Here is a 14,580-nt window from a genome sequence, read left to right as displayed (position 1 = left end):
GAGTTTTCTATGCTGTTTCACGTCAGAATGGACGTCTGCCTGCCTCACTCGCTGCCGCAGCAGGACGTTCAATCCCTCAAAGCGGAAGAAAAAAGGCGGGCGCAGGTTTTGCAGGCCAGCGGCAAATGGCGTCATCTGTGGCGCATTGCCGGGCACTATTCCAATATCAGCCTGTTTGATGTGGCGTCCGTGGAGGAGCTGCATCAGTTACTCTCCACGCTGCCGCTGTTTCCCTGGATGCAGATTCAGGTGATGCCGCTCTGTCGTCATCCGTCTTCGGTTCACGAAGACGACCGTTAGAACACCCGCTTACTGTACCCTACAGCCACCTGTCCTGCGGCCGCAGAGCCGTGCCCTGCTTTACCGGCAACAGGGGGCGTTACAACCTGAAAGGGAGTTGCACTATGGACAAGCACGAAATCGATAGTCTGGTTCAGCATTTTATTGTCAAAACGGCCAGAGGAGAGGTCAATCCCCGCGTGCAGCAGGTGACGGTCCGTCTGCTCACCGACCTGTTCACGGCCATAGAGGATCTGGATCTGCAGCCTGGTGAAGTGTGGAAAGGGCTGGAGTATCTGGCCGACTGCGGTATGGCGCACGAGATGGGGCTGCTGGCCGCCGGACTGGGACTGGAGCGTTTTATCGATATCCGGTCGGATGAGGCAGAAGTCCGGGCCGGGTTGCAGGGGGGAACGCCGCGTACCATCGAAGGCCCGCTGTATGTTTCCGGCGCACCGGTTTACCACGGCTTTGCACGTCTGGACGACGGTACGGAGGAGGAAGAGGGCGAGGTGCTGTTTATGCAGGGCACCGTGCGTGATGAAGCGGGAAATCCGCTGCCGCGGGCCAGCGTTGAGGTCTGGCATGCCAATACCCTGGGTAACTACTCCTTTTTTGATAAGAGCCAGCCGGCATTCAACCTGCGGCGCACCATCATGACCGACGATCGGGGCCGCTATCAGCTGCGCACTATCACGCCATCCGGGTACGGCTGTCCGCCTGACGGCCCCACCCAGCAGCTGTTAAACCTGCTGGGGCGTCACGGCCGTCGTCCCGCCCATATTCATTTTTTTATCCGGGCTCAGGGCTGCCGGATGCTGACCACCCAGATCAATATTGATGGCGATGAGTATCTGTGGGATGACTTTGCCTTTGCCAGCCGTGACGGGCTGGTGCCTGAGGTGCATAAAATCACGGCGGACACGGCGCTGGCCGCAAAAAAACTGCCCCGGCCATACTCATCAATCGATTTCGACTTCACCCTGTATCTGGAACGCGACAGCATGCCAGGAACGGAGGTCGACCGCCAGCGGGCACATGCCTGAGGGCAAAAAAAAGGCTGTCCTCCACGGGACAGACCAGTTATGACACATACCTTTCGCCAGAGGACGGCCCTGATGGGCCGTTTTGCTGTCTTAACCGATGGTCATCAGGCTCGCGTTTCCACCTGCTGCCGCGGTGTTGACGCTCAGAGAACGCTCCAGCAGCAGACGTTCCAGCAGCAGATTGGTTTCGCCGCGGGCAAAACCCTGCACGGAGATAATCGCCCCGTCACGGGCGGCCACGGCCTGACAGAGATCGCGCAGCTGGTCAGCATCGCCATGGTAAATCACCGCATCCACGGTGCGGTTCTCCAGCGGCTGTGCGGCAAAGGCAATACGCTGCTGAACCAGCGGAGGCAACTGCTGCCACAGGCTGCGGTGCAACTCATCGTCTGGCCATAGCGCGTGGCTGCCCACCGCCGTGACCGCGGCCAGCTGCACCAGTGCATCCTGCTCGTTATCGGCCAGGCAGAGGACCCGTTCACGCGGCAGCAGAGCGAAGGTGTTGCGTTCGCCTGTCGGGCCTGGCAGTTGGCGCAGAGTGCCCCCCTGGCCCAGTTCCGCAAAGCGCGCGCAGCAGACCGCCAGCGCCGGACGGTCGGCGGCCCAGTCGCTCAGCGCCTGATGCGCCGCCAGCAGGGCAGGTCGCAGTGCGGCATCCACCGGGCGCGCTTTATCATGGCGGTTAAGGGTGATACTCAGCGCGTTGTCCGGACGGTGTGACAGCAGACGATACAGGTAGAGTGGCCCACCGGCTTTCGGCCCGGTACCCGACAGACCTTCCCCGCCAAACGGCTGCACGCCGACCACGGCCCCCACCATATTACGGTTCACGTAGAGGTTGCCGACGTGGGCTTTCTGCACCACCTGATGGATGGTTTCATCAATACGGGTATGCACCCCCAGCGTCAGGCCGTAGCCGGAGGCATTGATCTGATCGATGACCTGCGGCAGCGTGTTGCGGGCATAGCGCACCACATGCAGCACCGGCCCGAAAATCTCTTTGTCCAGATCGGTCACTTTATTCAGCTCAATCAGCGTTGGCATCACAAAGGTGCCGGTCTGCCACTCGCGGCGGCCCGGGGCCTGCGGCTGTGCTGCCTGGAAGACGGTAAAGCCCTTACTGCGCATCGACTCAATATGCTGCTCAATGCCTTCTCTGGCCTCGGCATCGATTACCGGGCCAATATCGGTAGAGAAGCGCTCCGGGTTGCCCATGCGGCACTCGGCCATGGCACCGCGCAGCATCTTCAGTGTGTGTTCGGCCACGTCGTCCTGCACGCACAACAGGCGCAGGGCAGAGCAACGCTGCCCGGCACTGTCGAAGGCGGAGGCCACGATATCCGTCACCACCTGTTCAGTCAGCGCTGAGGAGTCAACAATCATGGCATTCATGCCGCCGGTTTCTGCCACCAGTGGCGTCGGGCGGCCCTGCGGATCGAGGCGTCCGGCCAGGTTGCGCTGTAGCAGCGTGGCGACGGCCGTGGAGCCCGTGAACATCACGCCGCGCACGCGCTCATCCTGAACCAGCTGCGCCCCCACGGTTTCACCCGTCCCCGGCAGCAGCTGCAGAGCCCCCACGGGAACGCCCGCTTCATGCAGGATAGCCACGGCCTGGGCAGCAATCAGTGGCGTCTGTTCTGCCGGTTTGGCCAGTACGCTGTTACCGGCGGCCAGGGCGGCCGCAATCTGGCCGCTAAAGATCGCCAGCGGGAAGTTCCACGGGCTGATACAGACTACCGGGCCTAACGGACGGTGAGTTTCATTGTCAAAATCATCGCGTACCTGGCCCGCGTAATAGTGCAGGAAGTCCACCGCTTCGCGCACTTCTGCAATGGCGTTACTGAAGGTCTTTCCGGCTTCACGCACCAGAATACCAATCAGACGCTGCATCTGGCCCTCCATCATTACCGCCGCGCGCTCGAGAATGGCGGCGCGCTCCTGCGGCGGGGTGGCAAACCAGATCGGGCCAACGCTGGCCGACGCGTCCAGCGCGGCCGACACCTCATCGGCGGTGGCGTTGCGAACGTAGCCGACCACATCGGTCGGCTCTGCCGGGTTGAGAACCGGACTGCTTTCCCCGGAAGCCAGCGGGGCATCAATCACCGGCTGCACCTGCCAGGTCTGGCTGGCGCTGTTAAGCAGGGCGCTGGACAGGGACGCCAGACGATGTTCGTTCGCCAGGTCCAGCCCGGCGGAGTTCTGACGGTCTTCGCCATACAGCGCGCGAGGTAAGGGGATCTTCGGATGCGGCAAACCGACCGCACCTTCACTGCGGGCCAGGGCTTCCACGGCGGTCACCGGATCGGCGACCAGCTCGTCCAGCGGCAGAGTGGCATCGGCAATGCGGTTAACGAACGAGGTGTTCGCGCCGTTTTCCAGCAGGCGGCGAACCAGATAAGCCAGCAGTGTTTCATGCGTGCCCACCGGGGCATAGATACGGCACGGACGATTCAGCTTGCCGTCGGCGACTTTGCCCACCACCTGTTCGTACAGCGGCTCACCCATTCCGTGCAGGCACTGGAACTCATACTGGCCCGGGTAGTAGTTATTGCCCGCCAGCTGATAAATCGCCGCGAGGGTATGCGCGTTATGCGTGGCGAACTGCGGATAAATCAGGTTCGGTACCGCCAGCAGCTTGCGGGCGCAGGCGAGGTAGGAGATATCGGTATACACCTTGCGGGTGTAAACCGGATAGCCTTCCAATCCTTCGGTCTGGGCGCGTTTGATCTCGCTGTCCCAGTACGCGCCTTTGACCAGGCGGATCATCAGCCGGCGACGGCTGCGCTGTGCGAGGTCGGTCAGATAGTCGATGACCATCGGGCAGCGTTTCATATAGGCCTGGATGACGAAGCCGATGCCGTTCCAGCCTTCCAGTTCCGGCTCGAAGCAGAGTTTTTCCAGCAGATCCAGCGACAGCTCCAGGCGGTCGGCTTCTTCGGCATCAATATTAATACCGATGTCATAGCTGCGCGCCAGCAGCGTCAGGGATTTCAGGATCGGATACAGTTCTTCCATCACACGTTCGTACTGCGCGCGGCTGTAGCGGGGGTGCAGGGCGGACAGCTTGATGGAGATGCCCGGGCCTTCATAAATACCGCGTCCGTTTGAGGCTTTACCAATGGCGTGGATCGCCTGCTGGTAGGAGACCAGGTAGGCTTTGGCATCCTGCGCGGTCAGCGCGGCTTCCCCGAGCATATCGTAAGAGTAACGGAAACCGGTCTCTTCCAGCTTGCGGGCATTGGCCAGCGCTTCGGCAATGGTTTCCCCGGTGACGAACTGCTCGCCCATCAGCCGCATCGCCATATCCACCCCTTTGCGGATCAGCGGTTCGCCACTCTTACCGATAATGCGGTTAAGTGAGCGTGTCAGGCTGGCTTCGTTATGCGTGGCGACCAGCCGACCGGTGAACAGCAGTCCCCAGGTGGCGGCATTAACAAACATCGACGGGCTGCGGCCGAGGTGGGAGTGCCAGTTACCGTTGCTGATCTTATCGCGGATCAGCGCATCGCGGGTTGGCTTATCAGGAATACGCAGCAGGGCTTCGGCCAGACACATTAACGCCACGCCTTCCTGTGAGGAAAGTGAGAACTCCTGTAGCAGGCTTTGCACCATACCGGCGCGCCCGCCTGCCCCTTTCTGGTGCCGTAGCTTATCGGCAAGTTGCCAGGCCAGACGATGCGTTGACTCTGCCAGCGCCTGCGGTAAGCGGGCCTGCTCCAGCAGCATCGGCACCGCTTCGGGCTCCGGGCGGCGCCAGGCAGAGGTGATGGCGGCACGGGCAACGGACTGCGGCAGGATCTGCTCGGCAAAGTCGAGGAACGGCTGGTGCGCTTCGTCCTGCGGGCGTTCATCGCTTTCAACCGTGGCGGTGCCGGCCGGAATTTCTGCCAGCGTGGCCCCCTGCTCAATCTGTTGCAGGTAGTTGAAAATCGCCTGTTTGATCAGCCAGTGTGGCGTGCGGTCAATCTGAAGCGCGGCCTGTTTAATCCGGTCACGCGTTGCGTCGTCCAGTTTCACGCCCATGGTAGTTGTGCCCATGCTTTACAGCTCCTGAGTCAATAGATAGCAAATGATAGAGTGCAATATCACTGATGTTGCAACTTTGTGCAACCTCGTTAAATGTGACACTCACCTCAAACTTAAAATATCGCTTTTTGTTAACAGATAAAAAGCGGCATGGATATTGCTGCAAGAAACTGGCCAGGTCTGAAAAGGCAGGTAAACCCTGGCTTTCATAAGGTTGTCGTGCGGGTGCAACCCGATTAAATGTGATGCAGTGCAACCTGCCAGCAATTAGTCGTAACAACCTGGTGAAATGAATGTGCAAGCTGTGTTAAATCGTTTGTGCCACACAGCCGTTTACGGCAGGATACCGCCCCCGGCTGGATGCCATACCCACGCGTGCCTTTGCTACGTTCCGGCAATCGACGCCTGTGCAGCCTCCCGCTGTGGAAACTAATAATAAGTGGAGAACCTGAATGACTCTAAGTACGCCAATGATGGTGACATTCTGTATTTACATTCTCGGCATGGTGTTGATTGGTTTCATCGCTTACCGTTCAACGAAAAACTTTGACGACTATATTCTGGGGGGCCGCAGTCTGGGGAGTTTTGTTACCGCGCTCTCCGCGGGGGCCTCGGACATGAGCGGCTGGCTGCTGATGGGCCTGCCCGGTGCCATCTTCCTCTCCGGTATCTCCGAAAGCTGGATTGCCATCGGCCTGACCCTGGGAGCCTACCTGAACTGGAAAATTGTCGCGGGCCGTTTGCGCGTGCAGACCGAGCATCACGACAATGCCCTGACGCTGCCGGACTATTTCTCCAGCCGCTTTGAGGACACCAGCAAACTGCTGCGGGTGATCTCTGCGCTGGTGATCCTGGTGTTCTTCACTATCTACTGTGCCTCCGGTGTGGTGGCCGGTGCCCGTCTGTTCGAAAGCACCTTCGGGATGAGCTATGAAACCGCCCTGTGGGCCGGTGCGGCGGCTACCATCGTCTATACCTTTGTTGGCGGTTTCCTGGCAGTCAGCTGGACCGATACGGTGCAGGCGACGCTGATGATTTTCGCCCTGATCCTGACGCCGGTGATGGTTATTCTGGCCGTCGGTGGCCTGGATGATGCGATGGCCGTCATCAGAGCGAAAAGCATTGAGAACGTTGATATGCTGAAAAACCTCAACTTTGTGGCCATTATTTCCCTGCTGGGCTGGGGGCTGGGCTATTTCGGTCAGCCGCATATTCTGGCGCGCTTTATGGCGGCAGACTCTCACCGCTCAATTCGTACCGCACGTCGTATCGGCATGATCTGGATGATCCTGTGTCTGGCTGGTGCCGTGGCGGTAGGCTTCTTTGGTATCGCCTATTTCCAGAACCATCCGGAACAGGCGGGTGAGGTGTCACAGAACGGCGAGCGTATCTTTATTGAGCTGACCCGCATTCTGTTCAACCCGTGGATTGCCGGTGTGTTGCTGTCGGCCATTCTGGCCGCGGTGATGTCCACCCTGAGCTGCCAGCTGCTGGTGTGCTCCAGCGCGCTGACAGAAGATCTGTATAAGAACTTCCTGCGCAAAGGGGCCAGCCAGCGCGAACTGGTGTGGGTAGGGCGCATGATGGTGCTGCTGGTGGCCGCCATCGCCATCGGTCTGGCGGCGAATCCGGATAACCGCGTGCTGGGTCTGGTGAGCTACGCCTGGGCCGGTTTCGGTGCGGCATTTGGCCCTGTGGTCTTGCTCTCACTGGTGTGGAAGCGCATGACGCGCAATGGGGCACTGGCCGGTATGATCGTGGGGGCCGTGACGGTGCTGGTCTGGAAGCAGTGGGGCTGGCTGGATCTCTACGAGATCATCCCGGGCTTCCTCTTCGCCAGCATTGCCATTGTGGTATTCAGCCTGTTCGGTAAAGCGCCATCGGCCGCCGCGCAGCAGCGTTTTGATGCCGCTGAAGCGGAATACCAGGCCGACTAACGGCTTCTCTGTCCGCTGGTACCGCCAGGCGCCAGCGGATCTTTTCCTCTGATCCCCGTTTTTCCCTTTTTACGCCTCAGCCCGTGTCGACCCATCAGATTCTGCCAGCATCAACGAATAAGTGGCAAACCGCTCAAGGCTGACAGGGCGCTTTTATTCCTACACTCCGCAGTGAACGTCTCAATCACTACACGGAGTTCTCTCATGAGAAATGGATTTAACGCGTTGAACCGCAGCCTGCTGTCAGCAGTGCTCCTCCTTCTGCCCTTACTGACCTGTGCAGCACCGAAAAACGCTGAGGACGATGGCGTGCTGCGTTTCTACCTGGTGCGCCACGGGCAGACCCTGTCCAATAGTAAAGCGATGACGATTGGCGGAGGCGGCAATGCCGAACTCACGGCGAAAGGACGTTATGATGCCAGCAGCCTCGGACTTGGACTGGCTGACATTCCGTTTATTGCTGCTTACAGCAGTACTCTTGGCAGGGCATTCCAGACGGCAACCCTGATCCTGCGCGACCGTAATATGGCAGTGACGCAGATTGATGGACTGAAGGACATCTCCTGGGGGGCGGCGGAAGGGGGACGCATTGATGATCTGACCGCACAGTTTGGTCATTCCGGTAATGATTTTGCCTTCTACTTTGGCCGCCCAGATGATGTTGATTTTGTCTCACCGGTGCAGGCGGAAAATATGGCGGTTTTCTCTCATCGCTTCGAGAGCGCTTTACGTACTATTGCCCGGCAGCACAGGGGAGAAAGTGGCAATATTCTGGTTGCCGCACACTCTTCGATGGCATTTTATCTGCAAAAGTACCGGCCAGACCAGCCATTATCGGGTCTGGCAAACACCAGTGTATCGGTGCTGGAGTGGCGAAAGGGGGCGTTCAGGCTGGTCGATTTTAATAATACGGACTTGCTGCAATCTGGTTACCTTAAGGCGGCCGCACTGGCACCGCTGGAAATGACGGTCGTGGTCAATTCCCTCACCCGGCTGAAGCAGTCGGGTGTCATGGAGGGAACCTCTGATTCTGATTTTTCAGCGGCCGGCGATCGGGCCAACCAGCGTCTGGCTGAACATCTGCAAAAGATGGCGTTTATCGGGGCCTGGAGCAGTGAACTGGGCAGGGCGGTGAAAACATCGCAGGCAGTCATGTTATCGCACCACCAGCGAGTAGTTCAGGATAAACGACTGAATGAACTGTTCCTCGGGCCGTGGGAAGCAGAAAAGATAGCCACGCTGCACACCCTCAGCGCGGCAGAGCCGCTGTTTTCCCCGGGTAAAAGGATCAATGTTCTCCCTGCAGAGCAGGGAGAACGCGGTGAGGTGGCCGCAGCGCGGTTAGATGAGGTGTTGTCACAGATCGGCTATCAGTACGAACACAGTCAGGGGCGGGTTGCGATCTTTACCCATCCGCTGATACTGGACGCCTTTCTTAGCAAGCGCATGCCAGGCTATCTGCCTCCGCCCTGTGAGGCCGCGTGTATTCTGACGCTGACCTATAAGAACGAGGCGTTTCAGGTCAAAGAGGCCCTGACCTTCTGAATCGAAGATTAATTTACCGGGCCAACAGGTTGTTGGCCCCACTGGGTTACATTTGCTTAAATTTTACCCCCCGCAAAACGCGAAAATAAGCCCGCGCCATCTTGTATTTCCTTAGCCGATAATGATAATCGATATCGTTCTTATTTTACTTATCTTTACTGAATTTGACCGGATTTCACATTTGAGGTGTCAGGCATGTTTGTCCCGTTTCTGATTATGTTACGTGAAGGGCTGGAGGCGGCGCTGATTGTCAGCCTGATTGCCAGCTATCTGAAGCGGACGCAGCGAAGCCAGTGGTTTCCTGCCATGTGGGCGGGCGTGTTTGTGGCGGCTGCCCTGTGCCTTGCTCTCGGCTGGTTTATCAATGAAACCACCGGTGAATTCCCGCAGAAACAGCAGGAGCTGTTTGAAGGGCTGGTGGCCGTCATTGCCGTGGTGATCCTGACCTGGATGGTATTCTGGATGCGCAAAGTGTCGCGTAACGTCAAAGCCCAACTCGAAGATGCCGTCGACAGCGCGTTACAGAAGGGCAACAGCAGCGGCTGGGCGCTGGTGATGATGGTATTCCTCGCCGTCGCGCGCGAAGGCCTGGAATCCGTATTCTTTCTGCTGGCGGCCTTTCAACAGGACGTGGGCTATGCGCCGCCGCTGGGCGCGATGCTGGGTCTCGCCACGGCGGTGGTACTGGGCATGCTGATTTACTGGGGCGGCGTGCGCCTGAACCTCGCCAGCTTCTTTAAATGGACCAGCCTGTTTATCATTTTTGTCGCCGCCGGGCTGGCTGCGGGGGCAATACGCGCCTTCCATGAGGCCGGCCTGTGGAATCATTTTCAGGCGGTGGCGTTTGATTTCAGCCAGACCCTGACAACGCACAGCGTCTTCGGCACCCTGCTGGAAGGACTGCTGGGCTATCAGGAAGCCCCAAGCGTGAGCGAAGTGGCCGTCTGGTTTATCTATCTCGTTCCCGCGCTGCTGCTGTTTATGATGCCTGCGCGAACGGTTGCACCCTCTGCGCGCATCACGCGCTGAATCTGGCCGGACAGGTCACCGACCTGCCGCTTATAACACTTAGACTGGGAAGACCCTATGACCACTCATTTTCGCCGTCAGGCCCTGAATGTTGCCCTGCTGGCGGCGCTGACCTCGTCGGGCGCTGCACTGGCTGCGGATATTCCGCAGGTGAATGTCAGCGTGAACGACAAACAGTGTGAACCCATGTCCCTGACGGTTGATGCGGGAAAAACGCAGTTCATCATCAAAAACAACAGCCAGAAAGGGCTTGAGTGGGAGATCCTGAAAGGGGTGATGGTGGTGGAAGAGCGTGAAAATATCGCGCCGGGCTTTACGCAGAAGATGACGGCAAACCTGGAAGCGGGTGAATACGACATGACCTGTGGTCTGCTGAGTAATCCGAAAGGCAAGCTGATTGTCAAAGCCAGCGGCAGTAAGGTCAATGACGGCAAGCCGGATGTCTTACAACTGGTGGGGCCGATTGCCGATTATAAGCTGTATGTCACTAAAGAAGTGGAGCAACTGGTTGCCGGAACGAAAGCCTTTACCGATGCGGTAAAAGCGGGCGATCTGGAGAAGGCCAAAGCCCTGTTTGCCCCGACCCGTCAGCACTATGAGCGTATCGAACCGATTGCCGAGCTGTTCTCCGACCTGGATGGCGCGATTGATGCCCGTGAGGATGATTTTGAGAAGAAAGCCGAAGATCCTAATTTCACCGGTTTCCACCGCTTAGAAAAAGTGCTGTTTGCTGATAACACCACTCAAGGTCTGGATAAGTTTGCTGACCAGCTGTACAAAAATGTGCTGGATCTGCAAACCCGTATCAGCGAGCTGGCGTTCCCGCCGGGTAAAGTGGTGGGCGGTGCTGCCGGTCTGATTGAGGAAGTCGCGTCCAGTAAGATCTCGGGTGAGGAAGACCGCTACAGCCGCACTGACCTGTGGGATTTCCAGGCCAACGTTGATGGCGCGCAGAAAATTGTTAATCTGCTGCGTCCGCTGGTGCAGAAAGCCAATCCACAGCTGCTGGCGAAAGTGGACGGTAACTTCAAAAAGGTGGATACCATTCTGGCGAAATACCGTACCAAAGATGGCTATGAGTCTTACGATAAATTAACCGATGCTGACCGTACGGCACTAAAGGGTCCGATCACGGCATTAGCCGAAGATCTGGCGCTGCTGCGCGGCACGCTGGGTCTGGATTAAGCACAAATGGCAAAACCTGTTGATGACGTGGCACTGACGTCACGCCGTCGTTTACTGAAAGGGATGGGCATCCTCAGCGGTGCCCTTGCGCTGGCGGGCGGATGCCCGGCTCATGCAGCGGTCGATGAGAAAACTTCTTCCCCGGGCACCCTGTCTCCGGGGGCCCGCCAGGAGCGTCAGCCATTTTATGGCGCGCACCAGGCGGGGATCACCACCCCGCAGCAGGCGGCAATGATGCTGGTCGCCTTTGATGTGCTGGCCAGTGACAAAGCCGATCTGGTGCGGCTGTTTACGCTGTTAACCGACCGCATTGCGTTTCTGACCACCGGCGGTAAAGCCCCGCTGGTGACCAATCCGCAGCTGCCGCCGATGGATTCAGGCATTCTTGGCGATGATATTTACCCGGATAATCTGACAATTACCGTATCGGTGGGAAGCTCACTGTTTGACGAACGTTTCGGTCTGGTCGCCCTTAAGCCGCTGAAGCTGCAAAGGATGACACGCTTTCCTAACGATTCGCTGGATGCCAGCCTGTGTCACGGCGATTTGCTGCTGCAGATCTGCGCCAACACCAATGACACGGTGATCCACGCGCTGCGCGACATTATCAAGCATTCACCGGATCTGCTCAGCGTGCGCTGGCGGCGGGAAGGCTTTATCTCTGACCATGCTGCACGCAGCCGGGGCAAAGAAACGCCGATCAATCTGTTGGGCTTTAAAGACGGCACGGCTAATCCGGACAGTACCGATGGTCACCTGATGGACAACATCCTGTGGGTCAGCAGGGAGCAGGGCGAACCGGCATGGGCGGTGGGCGGCAGCTATCAGGCGACGCGCATCATTCAGTTCCACGTCGAGTTCTGGGATCGCACGCCGCTGCGTGAGCAGCAGACAATATTTGGCCGTGAGAAGCACAGCGGTGCGCCGCTGGGCATGCATCATGAGCACGATGTCCCGGACTATGCCCGCGATCCCGACGGCGACGTCATTCCAATGGATGCTCATATCCGTCTGGCGAACCCACGCACGCCGGAAACACAAAGCAGCCTGATGTTGCGCCGGGGGTACAGCTACTCACTGGGGGTGTCTAATGCCGGACAACTGGAAATGGGGCTGCTGTTTGTCTGTTACCAGCACGATTTGGAGAAAGGTTTTCTCACCGTGCAGAAACGTCTTAACGGCGAAGCACTGGAAGAATATATAAAGCCGATTGGCGGTGGTTATTTCTTTGTGCTACCTGGCGTACCGGATGCACAGCACTTCCTGGCCCAGGGATTGCTTGAAGCCTGATCTTATTTAGCGGATTGTTCTTAATCCGCTAACCTTCCTCTGGCCTGCCCGTTCGGTGGCCATCATCAATAAACGGCAGTGGCTTAAACGCCCTACGTTTGCTCGTTTTTTAACCACCCATTTTAATAATCAATCGATTTTAACGCATTGATTTAAATCATTTTAATGTGATTGTAATAATAAGGTTAAAAAAAGTGTTGCATTTTTTCACTAATATGAAGAATATGAAATTGCTGTTGATTTTCGCATATAGTTTTCCACTCTGGAGATAGCGAATGCAGAAAACCGTTACCCGGTCAGTCGTCAAAAAGTCTCATTTCGCAAAATTTTGCGGGGAATTTATTTCCTCTTCAGCTTTCTCTTCTTTTACAACTCAACGGCGTTTCCATTCCTTTAACTCTTTACGATGTTCAACAGAAACTTATTCTGTCGTTCATTTGTGCTGATGGCCAGACAAGGCTTAAAAGGAAGCCACGACCTCTAAAGCGTTCACGTAATCGCATCGATATGACGGATGCGGGAAATGAAACCAACTGTAAGGTGCCACTATGGGAAGACAGAAAGCAGTGATCAAAGCGCGTCGTGAAGCAAAACGTGTGCTTCGTAGCGATTCACGCAGTCATCGTCAGCGTGAAGAAGAGTCGGTCACCTCGCTGGTGCAGATGGGTGGGCTGGATTCAATTGGCATGGCACGCGACACCCGCGATCATTCCGCCATTGAAGCCAGAAATGAAGCTCAGGCGCACTATCTCCATGCCATAGAAAATAAAAAACTGATCTTCGCTACCGGCGAAGCAGGGTGCGGTAAGACCTGGATCAGTGCGGCGAAAGCCGCCGAGGCCCTGATACATAAGGATGTCGACAGGATTATTGTTACACGCCCGGTCTTGCAGGCGGATGAGGATCTCGGGTTCCTCCCCGGCGATATCTCAGAGAAATTTGCGCCATACTTCCGGCCGGTCTATGACGTTCTGGTTAAACGTCTGGGTTCATCCTTTATGCAGTACTGTCTGCGTCCTGAAATTGGCAAAGTAGAAATTGCCCCCTTTGCCTATATGCGCGGTCGTACCTTCGAGAATGCGGTGGTGATTCTGGATGAGGCGCAGAATGTGACCGCCGCCCAAATGAAGATGTTCTTAACCCGCCTTGGGGAAAACGTCACGGTGATCGTCAATGGCGATATCACGCAGTGTGATTTGCCTGCCCATGTGAAGTCCGGCCTCAGCGACGCGATGGCGCGCTTCGAGGAAGATGAGATGATTGGCGTGGTGCGTTTCGATAAAGAGGATTGCGTGCGTTCTGAACTCTGCCAGCGCGCACTGCAGGCCTACAGCTAACCTGACTTATGCAGACAAAAGCCCGGCTCTGGCCGGGCTTTTTTATGGTTATTTGTCGATGCCAAAGCCCTGCTGCAGGATCGCGGGCTGAACGTCCGGGAAATAAATATTCTGGTAATAGCTGGCGGTGTTATTACCCCAGTTATCGCCATCCTCGCGCCCGGTGCTCTGCCAGTGAGCCACCAGCACCCGGTTATAGGCCTTAATCACGTCCGGCAGGATCGCGGCATCATAACGCTCGTTGTGACGGAAGCCCGCCAGTGACATACGTGGCTTCTGCACGGCCGGCTGGTCGATATAACCCAGCACCACACCGGCAACCGGGAACGTCAGCTCGGGCAGGTTGAGCAGTTCGACCATGGCCTGCGGCTGACGACGGATACCGCCGATAGGCACCACGCCAAGGCCGTGAGAGCGGGCCGCTGTCATCACCGCACCCAGGGCAATACCGATGTCGGTGGCCCCGGAAATCAGGCTCTCCAGGCTTTCATGAGCAATCTGCGATTTCCCTTCTGCTTCAATACCCAGCTGGCTTTTATGCATATCCAGTACGAAGGTGATAAACACCGGTGCCTGGGCGATCCACGGCTGGCCGCCGGCAATTTCAGCAATGCGGGCGCGTGTGGCGGCGTCACGGACGACCACCAGCGAGACCTGCTGAGAGTTAACGGAGGTTGGCGCACGCCAGGCCGTTTCGATGATGTCATCCAGCACGGCATCGTCAATAGGTTTATCAAGGTAGCTGCGATCGCTGCGATGGCTTTTCAGCAGTTGAGTGACTTCATTCATGGGATAACCTGGTTAGGATTGAGAAAGTGGCGCAAGCTGCTAAGAATAGTGAAGGTGGGGAAAATCCAGTAACCCGTTTGTGCGGCCGATCACATTTTGTACGGCACGACATCGCAG

At 57.3% G+C, this 14,580-nt stretch carries 10 protein-coding genes; 8 read left to right on the top strand and 2 right to left on the bottom strand.

Features of this window, described 5'->3' with window-relative positions:
* Positions 1-9 precede the first annotated feature (9 nt).
* Together catC and catA are read left to right on the top strand one after the other, a co-directional pair.
* Complete coding sequence (gene catC / locus EPE01S_RS00050) at positions 10-300, top strand: muconolactone Delta-isomerase (RefSeq protein ID WP_062742537.1); 291 nt, start codon at positions 10-12, stop codon at positions 298-300.
* 104 nt (positions 301-404) lie between these two features.
* A complete protein-coding gene (gene catA / locus EPE01S_RS00045; RefSeq protein WP_062742536.1) occupies positions 405-1,325 on the top strand; it encodes a catechol 1,2-dioxygenase in 921 nt (306 codons plus the stop codon).
* Between the two features lie 90 nt (positions 1,326-1,415).
* On the opposite strand, the gene putA is transcribed toward catA, so the two are convergent.
* Positions 1,416-5,363, bottom strand: a complete 3,948-nt coding sequence (gene putA, locus EPE01S_RS00040) for a trifunctional transcriptional regulator/proline dehydrogenase/L-glutamate gamma-semialdehyde dehydrogenase (protein WP_062742535.1) — start codon at positions 5,361-5,363, stop codon at positions 1,416-1,418.
* A gap of 440 nt (positions 5,364-5,803) precedes the next feature.
* On the opposite strand from putA, the gene putP reads away from it, so the two are divergent.
* The 6 genes from putP (at position 5,804) to phoH (ending at position 13,674) form a co-directional block, all read left to right on the top strand.
* Complete coding sequence (gene putP, locus EPE01S_RS00035; protein WP_062742534.1) at positions 5,804-7,288, top strand: sodium/proline symporter PutP; 1,485 nt, start codon at positions 5,804-5,806, stop codon at positions 7,286-7,288.
* A 204-nt stretch (positions 7,289-7,492) separates the two neighbouring features.
* On the top strand, positions 7,493-8,833 hold the full coding sequence (locus tag EPE01S_RS00030) for a histidine phosphatase family protein (protein WP_062742533.1): 1,341 nt from the start codon (positions 7,493-7,495) through the stop codon (positions 8,831-8,833).
* Between the two features lie 195 nt (positions 8,834-9,028).
* Positions 9,029-9,862: an iron uptake transporter permease EfeU gene (gene efeU, locus EPE01S_RS00025; protein WP_062742532.1), complete on the top strand. Its 834-nt coding sequence runs from the start codon at positions 9,029-9,031 to the stop codon at positions 9,860-9,862.
* Between the two features lie 57 nt (positions 9,863-9,919).
* Positions 9,920-11,047, top strand: a complete 1,128-nt coding sequence (gene efeO, locus EPE01S_RS00020) for an iron uptake system protein EfeO (RefSeq protein ID WP_062742531.1) — start codon at positions 9,920-9,922, stop codon at positions 11,045-11,047.
* Positions 11,048-11,053: 6 nt separating this feature from the next.
* Entirely contained in the window at positions 11,054-12,337 is a 1,284-nt protein-coding gene (gene efeB / locus EPE01S_RS00015) for an iron uptake transporter deferrochelatase/peroxidase subunit (protein ID WP_062742530.1), read from the top strand.
* A gap of 548 nt (positions 12,338-12,885) precedes the next feature.
* Entirely contained in the window at positions 12,886-13,674 is a 789-nt protein-coding gene (gene phoH / locus EPE01S_RS00010; RefSeq protein ID WP_062742529.1) for a phosphate starvation-inducible protein PhoH, read from the top strand.
* A gap of 48 nt (positions 13,675-13,722) precedes the next feature.
* Here phoH and EPE01S_RS00005 read toward each other — a convergent pair whose 3' ends face one another.
* Complete coding sequence (locus EPE01S_RS00005) at positions 13,723-14,463, bottom strand: NADPH-dependent oxidoreductase (protein WP_062742528.1); 741 nt, start codon at positions 14,461-14,463, stop codon at positions 13,723-13,725.
* Between the last annotated feature and the right edge of the window lie 117 nt (positions 14,464-14,580).

The sequence above is a fragment of the Erwinia persicina NBRC 102418 genome, assembly GCF_001571305.1.
GTDB classification, from domain to species: domain Bacteria; phylum Pseudomonadota; class Gammaproteobacteria; order Enterobacterales; family Enterobacteriaceae; genus Erwinia; species Erwinia persicina.
This window is presented reverse-complemented; position numbering and strand designations above follow the sequence as displayed.